The organism is Sneathiella sedimenti (assembly GCF_017313765.1).
In the GTDB taxonomy this organism is placed as follows: Bacteria; Pseudomonadota; Alphaproteobacteria; order Sneathiellales; family Sneathiellaceae; genus Sneathiella; species Sneathiella sedimenti.
This window is the reverse complement of the sequence record NZ_JAFLNC010000006.1, coordinates 43378-62263: the sequence shown is the minus strand read 5'-3', so window position 1 is coordinate 62263 and position 18886 is coordinate 43378. Positions and strand designations below refer to the sequence as shown.

At 51.3% G+C, this 18886-nt stretch carries 17 protein-coding genes; 10 read left to right on the top strand and 7 right to left on the bottom strand.

Annotation, left to right across the window (positions count from 1 at the left end; all coding sequences use genetic code 11):
* Positions 1-14 precede the first annotated feature (14 nt).
* From J0X12_RS16520 to J0X12_RS16505, 4 genes are read right to left on the bottom strand one after another with little or no spacing between them, the layout of a single operon-like run.
* Positions 15-728, bottom strand: a complete 714-nt coding sequence (locus J0X12_RS16520; protein WP_207047547.1) for a type 1 glutamine amidotransferase — start codon at positions 726-728, stop codon at positions 15-17.
* Positions 729-3467: a formate dehydrogenase subunit alpha gene (fdhF, locus tag J0X12_RS16515; protein WP_207047546.1), complete on the bottom strand. Its 2739-nt coding sequence runs from the start codon at positions 3465-3467 to the stop codon at positions 729-731.
* On the bottom strand, positions 3464-5173 hold the full coding sequence (locus tag J0X12_RS16510) for an NAD(P)H-dependent oxidoreductase subunit E (RefSeq protein ID WP_207047545.1): 1710 nt from the start codon (positions 5171-5173) through the stop codon (positions 3464-3466). Before J0X12_RS16510 ends, fdhF begins: the two co-directional genes overlap by 4 nt.
* Before the next feature lie 22 nt (positions 5174-5195).
* Complete coding sequence (locus J0X12_RS16505; protein ID WP_207047544.1) at positions 5196-5393, bottom strand: DUF3553 domain-containing protein; 198 nt, start codon at positions 5391-5393, stop codon at positions 5196-5198.
* A gap of 120 nt (positions 5394-5513) precedes the next feature.
* On the opposite strand from J0X12_RS16505, the gene J0X12_RS16500 reads away from it, so the two are divergent.
* The 6 genes from J0X12_RS16500 to J0X12_RS16475 all read left to right on the top strand — a co-directional run bounded on the left by J0X12_RS16500 (position 5514) and on the right by J0X12_RS16475 (position 11951).
* The gene (locus J0X12_RS16500; protein WP_207047543.1) at positions 5514-6152 is read left to right on the top strand and encodes a histidine phosphotransferase family protein; all 639 of its coding nucleotides are present in this window, start codon (positions 5514-5516) and stop codon (positions 6150-6152) included.
* A 217-nt stretch (positions 6153-6369) separates the two neighbouring features.
* A complete protein-coding gene (locus J0X12_RS16495; RefSeq protein ID WP_207047542.1) occupies positions 6370-9108 on the top strand; it encodes a hybrid sensor histidine kinase/response regulator in 2739 nt (912 codons plus the stop codon).
* Positions 9105-9560: a chemotaxis protein CheW gene (locus J0X12_RS16490; protein ID WP_207047541.1), complete on the top strand. Its 456-nt coding sequence runs from the start codon at positions 9105-9107 to the stop codon at positions 9558-9560. Before J0X12_RS16495 ends, J0X12_RS16490 begins: the two co-directional genes overlap by 4 nt.
* A 19-nt stretch (positions 9561-9579) precedes the next feature.
* Positions 9580-9945: a response regulator gene (locus J0X12_RS16485; RefSeq protein WP_207047540.1), complete on the top strand. Its 366-nt coding sequence runs from the start codon at positions 9580-9582 to the stop codon at positions 9943-9945.
* Complete coding sequence (locus J0X12_RS16480; protein WP_207047539.1) at positions 9946-11118, top strand: chemotaxis-specific protein-glutamate methyltransferase CheB; 1173 nt, start codon at positions 9946-9948, stop codon at positions 11116-11118.
* Positions 11115-11951 carry a CheR family methyltransferase gene (locus tag J0X12_RS16475; RefSeq protein ID WP_207047538.1) on the top strand — a complete coding sequence of 279 codons (837 nt, stop codon included), beginning with the start codon at positions 11115-11117 and terminating at the stop codon, positions 11949-11951. The genes J0X12_RS16480 and J0X12_RS16475 overlap by 4 nt, the downstream gene beginning before the upstream one ends.
* A gap of 111 nt (positions 11952-12062) precedes the next feature.
* On the opposite strand, the gene ctrA is transcribed toward J0X12_RS16475, so the two are convergent.
* On the bottom strand, positions 12063-12764 hold the full coding sequence (ctrA, locus tag J0X12_RS16470; protein WP_207047537.1) for a response regulator transcription factor CtrA: 702 nt from the start codon (positions 12762-12764) through the stop codon (positions 12063-12065).
* Between the two features lie 189 nt (positions 12765-12953).
* On the opposite strand from ctrA, the gene fliI reads away from it, so the two are divergent.
* From fliI to J0X12_RS16455, 3 genes are all read left to right on the top strand, one after another.
* On the top strand, positions 12954-14285 hold the full coding sequence (gene fliI, locus J0X12_RS16465; protein ID WP_207047536.1) for a flagellar protein export ATPase FliI: 1332 nt from the start codon (positions 12954-12956) through the stop codon (positions 14283-14285).
* Positions 14286-14319: 34 nt separating this feature from the next.
* The gene (locus J0X12_RS16460; RefSeq protein ID WP_207047535.1) at positions 14320-14742 is read left to right on the top strand and encodes a flagellar FliJ family protein; all 423 of its coding nucleotides are present in this window, start codon (positions 14320-14322) and stop codon (positions 14740-14742) included.
* A gap of 101 nt (positions 14743-14843) precedes the next feature.
* Positions 14844-15689 carry an isocitrate lyase/PEP mutase family protein gene (locus tag J0X12_RS16455; RefSeq protein ID WP_207047534.1) on the top strand — a complete coding sequence of 282 codons (846 nt, stop codon included), beginning with the start codon at positions 14844-14846 and terminating at the stop codon, positions 15687-15689.
* Between the two features lie 11 nt (positions 15690-15700).
* Here the strand turns inward: J0X12_RS16455 and trhO are convergent, their stop codons facing one another.
* On the bottom strand, positions 15701-16606 hold the full coding sequence (gene trhO / locus J0X12_RS16450; RefSeq protein WP_207047533.1) for an oxygen-dependent tRNA uridine(34) hydroxylase TrhO: 906 nt from the start codon (positions 16604-16606) through the stop codon (positions 15701-15703).
* Between the two features lie 131 nt (positions 16607-16737).
* Between trhO and J0X12_RS16445 the strand changes: the two genes are divergently transcribed.
* Entirely contained in the window at positions 16738-17091 is a 354-nt protein-coding gene (locus J0X12_RS16445) for an MmcQ/YjbR family DNA-binding protein (protein WP_207047532.1), read from the top strand.
* Here the strand turns inward: J0X12_RS16445 and J0X12_RS16440 are convergent.
* Positions 17088-18878, bottom strand: a complete 1791-nt coding sequence (locus J0X12_RS16440; protein WP_207047531.1) for a hypothetical protein — start codon at positions 18876-18878, stop codon at positions 17088-17090. The two genes, J0X12_RS16445 and J0X12_RS16440, sit on opposite strands and share 4 nt — an antisense overlap.
* Between the last annotated feature and the right edge of the window lie 8 nt (positions 18879-18886).

Here is an 18886-nt window from a genome sequence, read left to right as displayed (position 1 = left end):
GCCGGGCGGCGCTTTTAAATCCGTCGTTCCCCTTTCAGGATTTCCGCCATCCATTGACCATATTGTTGCTGATCATTTGACTCGGCCAAAGAGGCGAGGCCGTCATCCGCCAGTTCAGCATCCAGCTGGATACCGCGCCGTTGATTGATCAAATCGACGACGAAGGGCAGTGTATGCTCCGGATGTGGCTGTAAGGACAAGCAATTGGAAGAATATTTGAGGCCAGCATAAGGGCAAAAATCAGAAGTCATAATAACCTCTGCACTTTCGGGTTGGCGCGTGACTTGGTCCTGATGAAAGGATAGGAGGCGCGCTTTTCTGTTATTGAGAAGATCAGTATAGACCGTGCGGCCAATACTCCATCCACCCGAGAATTTTTCCACTATTCCCCCCATGGCCTGAGCCATAAGCTGGTGCCCAAAACAGATGCCGATGGTTGGCTGACCGCTGGCGACCAGCTTGCGCACAAAAACCTCCAATGGCTTGATCCAGTCGAAATCTTCATAAACGCCGTGTTTCGATCCGGTGATAATCCAGGCATCGCATTCCAGCGGGTGTTTGGGAAGCTGCATATCGACGGCGGCATAGGTTACATAGTCGAATGGCTCATCCGCGAACAATGCCTTAAACATGTCTGGATACTCACCATATTTGACCCCGAGAGAGCCGCCCAGACGGCCTGTCTGGATAATTCCAACAGTTGTTTTTCTCTCCAGATCGGTGGACATTCAGGCGGATTTCCTTTCGACATTAACGGCGCAGAATTTAACTTCCGCGATTTTGCCAAAGGGGTCAAGCGCATCATTTGTGAGTAAATTGACTGCTGCTTCCGCATAACAGAAAGGGATAAAGATCATGCCATTCTGAACGGCGCCATCCGCGCGAACCCGAATATCAATCTCCCCGCGGCGGGACCGGACCGTGACGAGGTCCCCGGCCCGCGCCTTCAGTTGCTCCATCATTGCAGGCGGCATATGGACAATGGGTTCAGGCTCGATCTCATCAAGCACGCTTGCGCGTCTGGTCATGGAGCCGGTATGCCAATGTTCCAGCAATCGCCCGGTTGTCAGGACAACAGGATAGTCACTATCAGGAATTTCATCCGGGGAGATAAGACTTGCCGGTACGAACTTGCCAAGCCCATTGGCCGTTGGAAAATTCTCCGTGAATATGAGGGGTTGGCCCGGGTCTGCCGGGCTTTCGCATGGATAGATGACAGAATCCTCCTTCTCCAGCCGCTCCCAACTCATACCCTTGATACTATCCATCGCCTGTGTCATCTCCGCGAACACTTCCTTCGGATGGCTATAGTTCCAGTCCAACCCCAGCCGTTTTGCGATTTCCTGAATGATCCACAGATCCTGACGAGCATCACCGGGAAGGGGAACCGCCGCCCGGCCCATCTGAACCTGACGGTTCGTATTGGTGACGGTGCCATCCTTTTCCGGCCAAGCCGAGGCGGGGAGGATCACGTCAGCATAGGCCGCCGTCTCCGTCACGAACAGGTCCTGTACGACCAGATGATCCAGCATGGTAAGGGCCTGGCGTGCGTGGCTGACATTCGGGTCAGACATTGCCGGATTTTCCCCCATTATATACATCGCGTTAATTTCGCCGCGATGAATGGCCTCCGTTATTTCAACGACGGTAAGCCCTTTTTTGGGATCAAGCTTTGCGCCCCAGAAATTTTCGAATTTTTCACGAATGACGGGGTCTTCGACGGATTGATAATCGGGCAGGAACATCGGAATGAGCGCTACATCAGAGGCGCCTTGCACATTGTTCTGCCCACGCAAAGGATGTAGTCCTGTTCCCGGTCGACCGACTTGGCCTGTCATCAGTGCAAGGCTGATCAGGCAGCGGGAATTGTCTGTGCCATGGACATGCTGACTAATGCCCATTCCCCAGAATATAATTGCAGCTTTAGCTGTCGCGAACTCCCGCGCGACCTCCCGGATCAGGTCTGGTGAAATGCCGGTCACTTTTTCCATGGCTTCGGGACTGAAGTCGTCCAGATGGGCTTTCAATTCCTCGTAATTTTCCGTGTGGTTCCGGATATAATCCGTGTCCGTCAGCCCTTCCTTCACGATGACATGCATCATCGAGTTCAGGAGAGCTACATCAGTACCCGGCTTTTCCTGCAACATGTAGCTGGCGTGGCGGGAAAGGGACTGGCCTCGCGGGTCGATGACGATCAACTTGGCGCCTTTTTTCACGGCATTCTTGAAGAAAGTGGCAGCAACGGGATGATTGATTGTCGGGTTGGAGCCGATAACCATGATAACGTCCGCATTCTCCGCCTCGTTAAACGGGGCCGACACCGCGCCTGATCCTACGGTTTCCAAAAGTGCCGCGACGGACGATGCATGACAAAGGCGCGTACAATGATCAACATTGTTGGTGCCAAAACCGATGCGGACAAGTTTCTGAAAAAGATAGGCCTCCTCGTTGGAGCCTTTCGCCGAACCGAAACCGGCCAGCGCCCCTCCGCCTTTCTCGTCGCGGACCTTGCGAAGGCCATTCGCGGCAAACTCCAGCGCCTCTTCCCAGCTTGCCTCGCGGAAGTGAGTATAGGGATTTGCGGGATCCAGTGTCGCGACGTCCCCTTTTTCGACACCTTCTTTCCGGATTAACGGGACGGTGAGCCGTTCTGGGTTATGAATATAGTCGAAACCAAATCGTCCCTTGATACATAAGCGTTCCTCATTGGCAGGGCCGTTACGACCGTCGGCATAGAGGATCTTGTCATCCCGCACCTTGAACGTAAGCTGACAGCCAACACCGCAGAAGGGACAAACGCTGTTCACTTCGCGATCGATATGATCATCATGAAGAACGGATTTCTCCAAAAGAGCCCCAGTCGGGCATGCCTGGACGCATTCGCCGCAGCCGACGCAGGTGCTGTCTCCCATGGGGTCGTCAAAATCAAAGACAATTTTGGAATGTACCCCGCGCCCTGCCATGCCGATAACATCATTTACCTGGACGTCACGGCAGGCTCGAACGCAGAGGTTGCAGTTTATGCAGGCATCCAGGTTGACGGCCATTGCCGGGTGGGACATATCCTCCGATGGCATCTCCCGCGGCGCAAATCGGCTGGTCGCAATAAGTTGCCGGTCCGCCATTTGCCAGAAATGGCTGTTTGCGTCATAGGCCGTCTCGCGATCCGGCTGATCGGCAATCAGCAATTCCATGACCATTTTGCGGGATTTTTCTGCGCGCACCGTGGCGGTGCGGACTTTCATCCCGTCAGTCGGTTTGCGAATGCAACTCGCGGCGAGGACCCGTTCGCCTTCGACCTCCACCATGCATGCCCGACAGTTGCCGTTTGCCTCGAATCCGATGCGATCTGCGTGGCAAAGATGCGGGATCAGAGTGCCTTCGCGCTTTGCGACGTCCCAAATGGATTGCCCGGCCTCCGCGGTTACTTCTACTCCATCCAATTCAAATGTAATTGTCTTGCTCATTTCACCGCCTCCGGGAAATGCTTGAGGATCGACATCAGGCCATTGGGTGCTGCCTGGCCAAGGCCACAAATCGAGGCATCCCGCATAACCGCGCTCAGTTCGGTCAGGAGATCACCGTCCCACTGCTCTGCCTCCATCAGCTTGAGTGCCTTCTCCGTGCCGGCACGACAGGGAGTGCATTGACCGCAGCTTTCATCCTCGAAGAACCGCATCAGGTTACGCGCGACCATTTTGAGATCATCCTTGTCCGAAATAACAATGACCGCGGCCGAGCCGATAAAGCAGCCGTGTTTTTCAAGCGTGCCGAAATCGAGCGGGATATCTGCCATGGATGCGGGGAGGAGACCGCCTGATGCCCCACCGGGAAGGTAGGCCCGGAATACATGTCCGTCTTGCATCCCACCGCCAAATTCATCAATCAGTTCTTTGGCCGTAATCCCGGCAGGAGTGATATACACGCCGGGTTTGTTTACATGGCCGGACAGGGAAAAACTGCGAAAACCCTTGCTGCCGTGACGGCCGCCTTCCTTAAACCAGTCCGGTCCCTTTCTGATAATGTCAGGGAGCCAGTAAAGTGTCTCAACATTATTAATTAATGTAGGGCGTCCGAACAGTCCGACATGAGCGGGGAAGGGGGGCTTATGGCGGGGCAGGGCGCGCTTACCCTCGATACTTTCCAGCATCGCGCTCTCCTCCCCGCATATATAGGCGCCGGCACCCCGACGAAGTATGATTTCCCGCTCACCGGTTAGTTTTTCATTGTGAAGTCTGTCGATACATTCAGAGAGAATTTGAGCCGATTCCGGATACTCATCCCGAAGGAAGATATAGATACTCCTCGCGTCAACAATTTCTGCTCCAATGAGCATTCCCTCCAGAAATTGATAAGGATTCATATTCAGGAAATATCGATCCTTGAAGGTGCCTGGTTCGCTTTCGTCGGCATTGACGGCCATATAGCGCGGTCCTGGAACGGATAATACAGAGTTAAGCTTCAACGCATGGGGAAAGCCCGCGCCGCCAAGGCCGCGATGTCCGCTGTCACCCAAAATTTCGATAACATCTGCGGTCTTGAGGCGTCCTTCCCGCAATTTGGAAAGTGTTGTGAATCCGCCAGATTTTTCATAATCAGTGAACGAGATAATGGACGGAACCACAAGTGGATCATTCCTCTTTTCCGCATCTATGAGTTTGTCGACTTTATCAGTTGTAGCATTTCCGACATAGCGGTCCTTGATGCGAACAACAGGCGCAACCTCACAACGTCCCATGCAGGCGCCATGAGTGATGTGAATATTGCCGCCGTATTTTTCAGCGAGTTTCCTTTTCAACGTCATTGCGCCGGCCATCTCGCAAGTGAGGCTGTCACAGACCTTGATAGTAAGCGCTGCGGGTTTTGCTTCGCCCTCCTTAACTACCGTAAAATTGTGATAGAAAGTTGCGACCTCATAGACTTCGGCCAATGCCAGACGCATTTCCTCTGCCAATGCGGCAAGGTGGTCTGCGGATAGGTAACCATATGTATCCTGAATCAGGTGCAGATGCTCGAGAAGCAGATCGGACTGACGAGAGCGATCACCGAGGAGGGCGTTAATCTCACGGGCGGCAGAAGGATCGACCTGTCGCCCTTTCCTTTGATAGCGGGCTTTGCGGCCCCCTTTGCCCGGAGCTTTTGGAACCGCAAATAGTGTTTTCCCAGCTGACAACTCATAACCCTCCCATCTTATTTCAGCGCTTTTGCTCTTTATGCGCTTCTTCCTCGCTGAGTACAACGAGTTCAACCTGTCCAACAATAATCAACTGCTTGCCGGCATGCTCAAAATTAACCGTCACGCGATCTGCAACGGAAGACTGTACTTGCCCTATTCCCCAGCTTGGTTCTTGCGGATGTCGAACATATTGGCCGGGCGAAAACTGTGCTAGCATGATTTTTCTCTTAACATGGTGGATAAGATTGTTGCATATTCACCCTAGCAAATTGTCGCGCAGACGACAAAGGTTGTTCGATTTTATAGCGTTCCGCAACGGACGAATTTTGGAGTAGTTATGATTGATTTAAAACTCGCCTCATTAATGAGCTCCAAACTTTGTCACGATGTCATCGGACCCATTGGCGCTGTATGCAATGGAATAGAGCTTGTCAGTGATGACGGCAATGAAGACATGCGTACCGAAGCGCTTAAACTTGTGAGCGAAAGTGCAGGAGAAGCCTCCGCGCGGCTTCAATTCTATCGGCTTGCATTTGGTCTTGCCGGTGGCCTGGGCCAAGATGTTTCTGTACGGGACGCCCGCACTCTGTCCCGGGACCTCCTGTCTTACGGAAAGGTCAAGCTGGATTGGCCGGACAGTGAAGGCGGTGCGGAACTGTTGCCAAAAGATGTGATAAAAATCCTCTGTAATCTGCTGGTTATTGCGACAGGTACCTTGCCTCGCGGCGGGGAAGTAAATGTTACTGGAAGTGTAACCGGGGCAGACTGGTCCTTTACCTTTCGGGCGGAGGGACCGCGTGCCGTCCTGCGTGAAGACATGACGCATATTCTGCAGAACGGATACAATGAAAATGAACTTACGGCGCAAAATGTGGGAGCGCAGTATTTAATGGCTCTTTGTGAAAACAATAGAGCGCTCCTTGATATTCTGGAAGTGGAGGATGGTCTGGTAACGCTTGCCGTCCGCTCATCATGACCGGGTATTGCCGGATTTCTGCCCCACTTTGAGCTGGATTGAATTAATTCACGTCGCGTTCCACCCGAATTCCAGAGCCGATATTTTGTGCTAAAAAAGGGAGGTTTTCGGGCCAATATGTAACCGCTTGTTAACCTCTGTCCTGCATTCTGTATCTGAATATTTCAGGGGCTAGTTTCCTGAAAAGTAAGTAAAGATGCGGAAAGTGCGCAGGCGTATGGATGACCTCTTAAGCGAATTTCTTACGGAAACCAACGAGAACATAGGTATCGTTGATGCTTCCCTTGTAGTTTTGGAACAGGATCCGAGTGACGAAAGTCATATCGACAGTATTTTTCGGCTTGTTCATACAATCAAAGGGACTTGCGGTTTTCTTGGGTTGCCAAGGCTGGAGGCAGTGGCGCACGCTGGTGAAAATGTTCTCGGAAAAATTCGCGACAAGGAACTGACCGTTACAACCGATGTTGTAACCCTCATCCTAGAGGCGATGGATGCGATCAAGGATATCTTGGCCACGATCGAGGAGACGGAAGAAGAGCCCGCGGGGAATGATGCTGATTTGATTTCCCGCTTGAATGATGTCGCATTTGGCGAGATTGCCACGGAAGCGGCGCTGGCACCCGAACAGGACGAGATTCCCGCCGGAATGGTTTCCGAGGCGGAACTTGAAGCGGCCTTTCAGGCCGCGGAAGGTCCGGACGACGACTTCAAGGAAGCTGACTTGCGCCCTGGAGAGGTTTCTCTGGAAGAGTTGGAGGCAGCTTTTCAGGCTGCGGAAGGGCCCGACGATATGGTTGCGCCACCTGCTGTGACGCAAGAAAAAAGCCCGCCCGAAGAGAAAAATAACGCAGTAGAGAAAACGTCAAAAGAATCCAGCATCGCCAATCAGAGCATTCGCGTGAATGTGCAGATGCTCGAAAACCTCATGACGATGGTCAGTGAACTTGTTTTGACCCGAAACCAGCTTTTGCAGATGGTTCGCGGGATGGATGACAATGAATTTACCGTTCCTCTGCAACGGCTCAGCCATGTAACGACAGAGTTGCAGGAAGGGCTGATGAAGACGCGGATGCAGCCAATAGGAAACGCCTGGTCGAAGTTGCCGCGGATCGTTCGAGATCTCAGCCATGACCTGGGTAAGAAAATCGATCTTGTTATGCACGGTGCCGAGACGGAACTCGACCGCCAGGTGCTTGAACTGATCAAGGATCCGCTCACCCATATGGTGAGAAATTCGGCGGATCATGGACTTGAAGTAACCGAGGATCGTCTCGCAGTCGGAAAACCTGAGACAGGCAAGATCATTCTTGAAGCCTATCATGAAGGCGGTCACATTATCATCAAGATTACGGATGATGGACGCGGGCTGAACAGCGAGAAAATCAAAAAGAAAGTTATTGATAGCGGCTTGGCGACTGAAGCTGAGTTGAATGGGATGAGCAAACAGCAAATCCACAATTTCATCATGCGTGCCGGATTTTCGACTGCAGAAAAGATAACCAATGTATCCGGCAGAGGTGTCGGCATGGATGTCGTTCGCTCAAATATCGAGAAGATTGGCGGGACGATTGCCCTGACGTCAGAAGAAGGTGAGGGGTCTACCTTTACAATAAAGATACCGCTCACTCTTGCGATCGTGTCTGCGTTGATCGTTGAATGTTGCGGCGAGAGATTTGCCATCCCGCAGACAAGTGTCGTTGAGCTCGTGCGGGCGTCGACCAATGGCAGTAGTGATCATACAATTGAAATGATCAATGCATCGCCGGTCCTACGCCTGCGTGACCATCTATTACCCCTTGTTCATCTCAGCGAAATCATGCGCCTAGAAACGGCAGCGGATGAAGTGGCGGACCGAAGCGACGTAAAAGGGTCAGAAGAATTTATCATTGTTATTCAGGTTGCCAGCTTTTTGTTCGGCATTGTTGTTGATCGGGTTTTCGATACCGAAGAAATTGTCGTCAAACCGATTGCGCCAATCTTGAAAAATCTTTCCATTTTCTCCGGAAATACAATCCTGGGGGATGGCAGCGTTATCATGATCCTCGATCCAAATGGAATTGCCGCCATGTCTGGTGATGCGGTTGTCACATCGGAAAGTTCGGTAAACGAGGAAACAAGCCAAGCGCAGGTGCAGGATGAGAAGGTTGCGTTGCTTGTCTTCCGGGCAGGTGGCAAAGACCCGAAGGCCGTACCTCTATCTCTGGTTGCGCGCCTTGAAGAGATTGATGTTGGCACCATTGAAGTAGCCAACGGCAAGCGGGTTGTCCAGTATCGCGGTCAGCTTATGCCGCTGACGACAATAGACGACAATATCGAGATTAAAGAAGAGGGCAGGCAAGCTGTCCTTGTCTTCAGTGATCAGGATCGTTCGATGGGGCTGGTCGTCGATGAAATTGTCGATATTGTCGAAGATCATCTCGACGTTGAAATGATCTCGGAACGTGACGGTTATGTCGGCAGCGCTGTTATCCGGGGTAAGGCAACCGACATAGTTGATGTGGGCTATTGCCTGAATAAATGTTTTGGAAGCTGGGTTGGTGACTCCCAGACACGACCTTTTGGCCATAGCAACGAGAAGCAGAAGGTTTTGCTTGTCGATGACAGTCCTTTTTTCCGCAATATGCTCGTACCGCTCCTTAAGACGGCGGGATATGACGTCTCAACTGCGGAAAACGGCATTGATGCATTAAAGAAGCGAGAGTCAGGCGAGACATTCGACATCATTATCAGTGATATCGAGATGCCGGAAATGGACGGTTTCAGGTTTGCCGAGGAAGTAAAAGGTGACGACAGGTGGAATGGTACGCCAATTGTCGCATTATCTTCCCACACGACGCCAGGTGATTTCGATCGCGGCCGTGCCGTAGGTTTTTCAGATTATGTCGCAAAATTCGATAGAGACTCATTGATGTCCGCGCTTTCGCAGACTCTCAGGGAAAGTGGGAGTGCAAGATGACCACCCGTAATATTCAAGATTATGTAACAGTTCTGATCGCGGACCAGCTTTTTGGTATTCCAGTTCTGGAGGTACATGACGTTCTTCGAGGTCTGAGACTTACTAAAATTCCTCTTGCCCCGGCAGAAGTAGCGGGTGTCCTTAATCTTCGTGGCCGCATCGTGACTGCTATTGACGTGCGCGAGCGACTTGGGTTGCCGCAACGGAAGGATAAAGAAAACGGCATGAGTATTGTCGTTGAACATCAGGGTGAACCTTATAGCCTGATGATTGACGACGTAGGTGAAGTGCTCAGCCTTGATTTAAATGAGTTGCTGCCAACTCCTGTCACATTGAATTCTTGCTGGAAAGAAGTATCAGGCGGTGTTTACCGGCTGGAAAACAAGTTGCTTGTTGTCATGCAAATTGAGCAGCTTCTGAATTTCGCAGACAATTCGACCATCGCAGCTTGAAAAAGAACGGAGAATTTCGATGCCATCTTGTTTGATTGTTGATGATTCCAAAGTTGTCCGCATGGTCGCGAGGCGCATTCTGGAAGATTTGAGCTTTGGTATCCTTGAAGCAGAAGACGGTAAGCGCGCGCTGACTGCTTGTCTTGAGAAAATGCCGGATGTCATTTTGCTCGACTGGAACATGCCGGTGATGAATGGAATAGATTTTCTACGGACGCTGCGGAACGCGGAAAATGGCGAGCAGCCTGTCGTGATCTTTTGCACGACGGAAAATGATATGGCGCATATCCGTGAGGCCATATCCGCAGGGGCAAACGAATATATCATGAAGCCGTTCGACAGGGCGATTATAGAAGCGAAATTCTCACAGGTGGGAGTTCTCTAGGTGGTGCAAGCCGAAACAGCGATAACAAGTCTGCCTGACAAGATGGTCAAGGAACCCTATCGGGTCATGATCGTTGATGACTCCGCGGTTATACGCGGATTTCTGACCAGGTGGCTTGAGGCGGAGGCGGATATTCAGGTTGTCGCCATTGCCAACAACGGTGTGACGGCGCTCCGGGAATTTGAACGTTCGCGCCCCGAACTGGTTATTTTGGATATTGAGATGCCGGAAATGGACGGTCTGACGGCATTGCCAAAACTTATCCAGTTGGATCAAGCTGTGCAGGTTATAATGGCATCGACGCTGACAAGGCGAAATGCAGATGTCAGCTTAAAGGCGTTGTCCATGGGGGCAGCAGACTATATCGCGAAGCCGGAATCGACTCGTGTTGCTAACGAGAAAGAAGAATTCCATAGAGGGTTGCTGGAAAAGATACGGGCGCTTGGCGCAACCCGCCGAGCACGTTCTTGCAAGGCGGGGAAAGTGATGTCTTCGCCGACCCTTAAGCCAATAGTTTCTGAGCAAAAAATCGTATCGCCAAAATTCAAGAAGCCGGCCATCAATTTGCGGGCCTTCGACAAGACACCCTCGGTGCCTGAAGTAATTGCGATCGGATCTTCCACGGGCGGTCCGCAAGCTCTCTTTAGGACCTTTGAAGCGCTAAAAGGCAGAACCAGCCTTCCAATTTTAATCACCCAGCATATGCCCGGCACTTTCACGGCCATTCTCGCCGAGCATTTGGGCAAGATCTATGAGAAGGACTGCAGGGAAGCAACAGACGGTGAAAAGGTACTGAAAAACCGGGTATACGTGGCACCGGGTGACTGGCACTTGACGGTTGCCAGGAAAGATTCAGATGTGGTCATCAAGCTAAACCAGGAGCCACCCGAAAACTATTGTCGTCCTTCCGTAGACCCGATGCTTAGAAGTTTGGCGACGGTCTATGGTGCCAATGTGCTTGCGATAATATTGACCGGTATGGGGCACGATGGACTGGACGGTTGCAAAATGCTCGCGGAATCAGGAGCGTCGGTGATTGTTCAGGACGAGGAAACAAGTGTCGTGTGGGGAATGCCGGGGGCGGTCGCCACTGCCGGCTTATGCAATCGGGTTTTACCGTTGCACAAAATCCCGGACGCGATTGAAAAGATCATCAATGGGAGACCCGTATGAACAGTAAGGACTTCCAACTCTTCTGCGACATCGTCAAGTCACGTTCCGGGCTGGTGCTGACTGAAGAGAAGATATATTTGCTTGAAAGTCGGTTGGTTCCTCTCGCACGGCGACGCGGGCTGGAAAACCTGGCAGCTCTGGCGGACGAAGTTCGCCGCTATAATGACGAACGCCTTCTGGAAGAAATAACCGAGGCGATGACAACTAACGAGACCTTCTTTTTCCGCGATACCAAGCCCTTTGATACTTTCCGTGATGTCGTGCTGCCGCAGCTGTTGTCGGCGCGCGCGGCGAAAAAATCCTTGCGGATATGGACTGCAGCGTGCTCAACAGGTCAGGAACCCTATTCTCTTGCCATGCTGCTGAAGGAGCAAGCCGCCAAAATGGCAGGTTGGCGTGTGGAAATCATGGCAACAGATATTTCTCATGAAGTCTTGGAAAAGGCCAAAGCTGGGCTCTATTCACAATTTGAGGTGCAACGTGGTCTTCCCATCCAATTGCTAATGAAGCATTTCCAGCAGGTCGGAGAGATGTGGCAGATCGATAGTTCTATCCGGGCAATGGTGAAATTCCAACCGAAGAACCTGCTTGAAGATCTCGGAAACCTGGGTCAATTCGACGTTATCTTCTGCCGGAACGTATTGATCTATTTTGACCAGCCAACAAAAAGCCAGGTACTAACCCAGGTCCATAATATCCTAGCTGAAGATGGCGCGCTCTTCCTGGGGGGAGCGGAAACGGTACTTGGTATTTGCGACAGCTTTAAACCGGTGGACGGTCAGCGGGGAGTCTATACTTCGGTGAATGGTGGATTGATGGCCGCAACCGGTTGACCAGAAAATCAGGCTGTGATTGAAAGTGTCAGTTGATATTTCCAAATAAAAAACCCCGCAATAACAAATTACTGCGGGGTTTTTAATGACGCCTCGTTATCTGATCGAATGCTAGCTGGCTCGCGCCTGAAGGTTCTCTTCGGGGTCGCGAAGGACATATCCTCTGCCCCAAACCGTTTCAATATAGTTGTCGCCGGCAGTCGCCGCGGCAAGCTTCTTGCGCAATTTGCAAACGAAAACATCGATGATTTTGAGTTCCGGCTCGTCCATGCCCCCATAAAGATGGTTGAGGAACATTTCTTTCGTCAATGTCGTGCCTTTTCGCAAGCTGAGAAGCTCGAGCATACCATATTCCTTGCCTGTCAAATGCAGACGCTGACCGCTGACTTCAACAGATTTGGAATCGAGATTTACTGTAAGCTTACCAGTCTGGATTGTAGATTGGGCATGGCCTTTTGATCGGCGAACAATTGCGTGAATTCGTGCAACAAGTTCATCTTTGTTAAAAGGCTTGGTAAGATAATCGTCCGCGCCGAAGCCCAATCCCTTAACCTTGTCATCAGGTTCGGACATGCCGGACAATATCAGAATGGGCGTCGATACCTTGGCCGTACGAAGCTTCTTCAAGACGTCGTAACCGGACATATCAGGCAGGCCCAAATCCAGTATAATAATGTCATAGTCGTAAAGTTTACCAAGATCTACGCCCTCTTCACCGAGGTCGGTCGTGTAAACATTCAGGCCCTCTGCGCTCAGCATCAATTCGATGCCACGAGCCATTGAGCTATCATCTTCTATCAATAGTACCCGCATATACTGTACCTCCTGTACCCAACTATTATTAACAACTTAACTTAACAATTAGTTAAAACAAAAGATAAAAATTAACTATCTTTGTTAACTTCGTATGACGGCATTTACTAAACATTAAAATGTATCTGGCAGAATGGATTAATTAGACAAAGCCAGGAACATACAAACAAGTTTAGCGGGGCGTCTTTCGTGCAAAGTATAATTTCGGAAATCGATCGTGTACCAACTTCACAATATTACGGGCGTGTAGTTGCAATAATGGGTCTGTTGGTCGAGATCGGCGGTATTCAGAGACAACTGAGTATTGGTAGCCGAGTTAATCTGCGTGCCCGCGATGGCGGAAAAGTGAAATGCGAGGTCGTCGGGTTTCGGGACGATCGCGCGTTGCTTATGCCGTTCGGTGTTCTTGAAGGCATTGGCATTGGCTGCAAGGCGGAAATTGCTGAGCGTGATCCAGTCGTCTTTCCTAACGAAAGTTGGCTCGGGCGGGTGGTCAATGCCATGGGGGAGCCAATTGATGGCGGACCACCGCTAAAGTCAGGCAACAGGGCTGTTCCCTTTCGGAATGCCCCGCCACCAGCACATACCCGTCAACGGGTTGGCGAGAAAATTGATCTTGGGGTCCGTGCTCTCAACTCCTTCGTTACATGCTGTCGCGGACAGAGAATGGGTATCTTTGCAGGTTCGGGCGTCGGTAAGTCCGTGCTTTTCTCGATGCTTGCCCGAAACACGGCGGCTGACATTAACGTCATTGGCCTGATTGGCGAGCGTGGTCGGGAAGTACAGGAATTTATCAAGGACGACCTCGGTGAGGAAGGCCTGAAGAGAAGCATCGTTGTTGTCGCGACATCAGATGAATCAGCACTTATGCGGCGCCAGGCCGCTTACCTGACGCTTTCGTTGGCGGAGTATTTCCGTGATGAGGACCGCGATGTGCTTTGCCTGATGGACAGCGTCACCAGATTTGCCATGGCACAACGGGATATCGGTCTTTCGGGCGGAGAACCTCCGACGAGTAAAGGTTACACGCCAACTGTCTTTAGTGAACTGCCAAAATTACTTGAGCGTGCCGGCCCCGGTTCCGGCAAGGGAAGCATTACGGGACTTTTCACCGTTCTTGTTGAGGGCGATGATCATAATGAACCCATCGCCGATGCCGTCCGTGGGATTCTGGATGGACATATAGTCATGGAGCGACAGATCGCCGAACGGGGACGGTATCCAGCGATCAACGTACTTAAATCTGTGTCGCGGACAATGCCTGGATGCAACAGCGATAATGAAAACACTCTCATTTCGAAAGCGAAGCAATATCTGTCTACCTATGACGATATGGCCGAAATGATCCGTTTGGGAGCCTATCGCCAAGGGGCGGATCCCTTGGTTGACGAGGCTATTCACTTCTTTCCCATGCTGGAAGAATTTATGAGTCAGGGAAAAAAGGACCGCGCAAGTTTGTCGGAATGCTTTGCGGCGCTGTCAGAAATCCTGGCGCAGCAGCCAGATCTTGAAACGGCATAGTTTGGGAGGCTGATGCATTGAGGTTGAATTCCAGATGAAGGGCTTAGACAGTCTCATAAGGGTCCATAAGTGGAAACTTGACGAGAAGCGACGGGAACTCGCTGACTTCGAAAACCTGCGAGCAGGTTTCTTCAAACAATTACGAGCCCTTGAGGATGAGCAGCAGCGGGAGCAAGACGTCGCCGGGAATAACTTCGAGGTTGGTTTTTCTTTCGCGAACTATGCCGCCGCGGCAAAAAGACAACGGGAAAATATTCAGGCGAGCATTGAAGATGTTGATGCCAAGATTGCCGAGCTGAATGTTGAAGTGACTGTCTGCTATCAGGACCTCAAGAAATATCAGGTCGCGTTGGATGCCCGCAAAGTTAAGGAAAAATATGAGCGGGACAGAATAGAACAGATGGGTCTTGATGAGCTCGCCATCGAGCTGCATCGGCGCAAAGATCGAATGCGGTAATTTCGAAGTCTTTTCCAACCCCAAATTTGTATTTTTCCTTGCGAGCTTTTCATATATATTCGATAGTGAACAAATCATGAACAATATGGCCGGGAGGGTGCATGTCGATTGATATTCATGAAAGGGCGGAAGTTTTCAAGGCGTTACATCTGAGACAAAAAGCATTTGTCCTCCCCAACCCCTGGGATGTGGGATCGGCAAAAATGTTGACGGCACTTGGCTTTGAAGCTTTGGCAACGACAAGTGCCGGATTTGCATTTTCTACCGGACGGGGCACTTCAATCGGCGATATCAGCCGGTCGGAAGCGCTCGGGCATGCGGCTGAAATTATCTCGGCGACGACCTTGCCGGTGAGCGCGGATCTTGAAAATGGATTTGGTCACACTCCGGAAGCGGTGGCAGAAACGATCCGGTTGGCGGCTGACATTGGTCTTGCCGGCTGCACGATCGAGGATACTACCGGTGATCCGGATAACCCTATTTATGAGCGGGGTCATGCGATTGAACGGATAGCTGCAGCTGCAGAAACCGTCAGACGTTTGGAGCGGCCTTTTATGTTGACGGCCAGGGCTGAAAACTATCTTTTTGGCCGACCATATCTGGATGATACACTGGCACGCCTTCAAGGGTATGAGGCAGTTGGGGCAGACGTTCTTTATGCGCCTGCACTTCCAGACCTGGAGACCATTAAGACAGTCTGCAAGGAGGTTTCAAAGCCCGTTAACGTGGTAGCCGGTATCGGATTGCCGGGTGTCACAATTGCTGAACTAGAGCGCGCAGGAGTGAGGCGCATCAGTGTCGGTTCCGCTTTCGCCCGGGTTGCCTATGGCGCAATGATAAACTCGGCAAAGGAAATTCTTGAAACTGGCTCCTTCGCATCCTTCAAGGGCGCAACGTCTTTTGCCTCGATAGAAAAGCTGATCAAATCGGTAAATCTGGAAGAGTAATGCGCAAGCTGCTACTTGCCGCCAATATGGGATTCGTTCCGTGCTTTGGCGAGATTGATCTGTTTTTGCCGATCCGCAAAACGCATTTTCTGCTCCTCGCTCAGGCTGTCGTGACAGCGCGGGCAGGAAATTCCCTCAATATAAAGCGGGGAGTCCTTATCCGTGTCTGTAATCGGATATCGGCAGGCATAACATTGATCATAAGACCCTTTTTCAAGATCGTGGTTGACCGTAACCCGCTGATCGAAAACGAAACATTCACCTTCCCAGCTGCTTTCCTCTTTCGGGATTTCCTCAAGATATTTCAGAATACCGCCTTCAAGATGGTACACATTCTCAAATCCCTTGGAGAGGAGATAGGATGTCGACTTTTCACAACGAATACCCCCCGTGCAGAACATCGCCACTTTCTTGTCGCGAACCGGGTCGAGCTTTTCCTCAACAAATTTTTTAAATTCCCGGAAAGTCTTGGTTTCCGGATTTACGGCCCCCTTGAAGGTTCCAACCTCAACTTCGTAGTCATTGCGCGTGTCGATAAGCAAGGTATCCGGATCGCTTATCAGGCTATCCCAATCCTGCGGCTTGATATAGGTGCCAACTGTTTCTCGGGGGTTAAGGCCCGGCGCACCAAGGGTGACAATCTCCTTTTTAAGGCGGACCTTCATCCGGTAGAAGGGTTGTTTTTCGTTGTAGGATTCCTTGTACTGCAGATCATCAAACCTTGTATCGGTTTTGAGGAATGCAACCAACGCATCAATTGCCGCACGGGTGCCGGCAACCGTGCCATTGATCCCTTCTTCGGCGAGCAGGAGCGTACCCTGAATATTGTTTTCCTGACAAAGGGTAAGCAATCGGCTTTGCAACTGCTCATAGTCGGGCAGGGCTACAAATTTATAAAGCGCTGCAACAACGAACATCTATTGTATTCCTAATCGTTTGGATTTGACCGGGAATATGGCGTAGCGGTCGCAATCTATCAAGGCTGAATGTTAGGAATGAACTTCGCAAACTGTCTGTGTACCGACGTATCGCAATAGGAAAAGGAATTATGACAAGAGATGATTTTGACAGCTTTTGCGTTACACTGCCTGCCGCCACCAATGTCAAACAGTGGGGAAATGCGTCTGTCTGGAAAGTCGGAGGCAAGATATTTGCCATCTGTTCCAACTGGGGACCGGATGAGACGCAAAAAATAAGCTTTAAGTGCAGTGATCTTGCTTTTGCGATCCTGACTGAACAAGAAGGTATAATTCCTGCGCCTTACCTGGCGCGGGCACGATGGGTACAATTGATTAGCAAAGACGCAATGCAGGATCAGGATATAGAGGCGTATATTCAGGAAGCCTATACGATAGTAAAGGCAAAGCTGACCCGGGCGATGCGCGCAGAGCTTGGCATTTAGGCGCTGGCTCCGTCATCGCGACCACGTTCCCATTCCGCCAGCGGATCAATGGGAAATGAGGGAACTGTCTTGAAAATCAACTGACCTTTCAGGCCGGAGATTTCCATATGTTCATTGAAAAGCTTGCCTATGTGGAGGCGCATTTCTTCCGGAATGGCCTGATGACTGCGGACGGCGAGATCGAACAGCTTGGACTTGAAAAGGCCGTCGAGTTGGAGTTTACCTGATTTCGTCAAATTAAGCTCGATAATGAAGCGGGTTGTGTCTTTTTCCAGATCTGCATCTTCCGGGTTCTTTCTTTGCCGATGGAACATGCGAATCTGCCGCAAATTATGCCCGTCGAAGAAAGGAAAGTTGAGGGCTTTCCAGTCCTGTCCCCCTGTTTCTGATTGCAGCCGGGAAAAGATTGCGAAATCATCTTCGAGAGCTCCAAGAAGAGGCGTCCTTCCCGCCGCCTTCAAGGCCTGCGTAAAATCCTGTCCTAGCCACTTTTCGATGGAACCCAAATTTAGCGCCGCCATAAAGAACAACAGACTATTTGAAAGTTGCGCATTTGCCTGGGGCAAAATCTGATTGATTATTGTCTGTGCGATAATTGGATCCTGCCGCGCAACGAGATTGAGGGCCTCACGGAGGTTTTGCCAGTCCACCATGGCGCCAATTGCCGGTAATCGACTACCCGATTGCTGAATTTCTGCATTCGGAAGAGGAAATACGTCGATCCGGTCCGCAATGGAAAACTGCACAGTTGTTCCTGTCGCGGGAGGTGTTGTCGTCGTAAAGGAGAGTGTCCCGAGCGGCGTTTGCAGAGTGACACGGCTGCTGCCATTTGCCGCGGAAGTGTTGGTGAGGGCAATTACCGTTCCCTGATACAGGCCGGTCTGGGAAGAGAGTGAGCCGGCCATTTGCTGCGACCGGATGACCAGCGCAATCTTGCTTCCCTCCGTGATTGAGAGGGGCCCCTTGGATGTTTCAACAGTTGATGGGGACGCCAGTCGCAGGATGTCAGCCTCGACGATATGTTGCCGGATGGCTGCCAGTGTCTTGGCGGGACCGGATCGCATGGGCGATATCGGACCCTCCGCGCCCTGCGCAGCCGCCAACGACGGATTGTGATATTTCTGATATGCGGATAACCCCATTTGGGTGGTCGCGGTAACCCGATCACTTTGAATGCCGGCAATGTTTCCTGCGGGGGCCGGGGTTGACTTGGTGCCAAGCGGGTCCGCTAACAAGGACGGAAGTTGAGAAGAAGGGGTGAGTGGCGCAGCAAGTGTCTTGGCACCCCGGGATAGCGAGGCAGCAAGATTCAGCATATCCGTCTTAAGTTCCAGGGGATGCAGTTGACCTGCCTTCAGATAACCCTCCGCAGTGGATATCGTTCTCTCGACAGTGGGTAATAATTTGACGTCAATTGGAGGAGAAAATTTCTCGCCATTCATCGCGAGCAGCCGCGCCAGAATAACTTCCGCCTGTTCGGTTACTTCAAACACGATATGGCAGCCAATGGACAGCGGCGTCGGCGAAGTAATCCGGAAATTGCCGTATGCCGTATGTAGGACAATATTCTCATTCGAGGATTTTGCCATCACAACGGCATTAATCGGCGTATTCTCGCTCATTGCTGCAGATGATTTGCCCCGTGGCGACTGTGCGGGCAAGCCATGCTGCTCTCCAGTGGGGGCAACAGGTGTCGCCGGTTCCACTGGTCCTTGACCGGAGGAACGGGAGGTAGCGCTTCCCGCCAATCCGGACGGCACGCCTGCTGGTGAGCGAATGCCACTCATTCATTGTT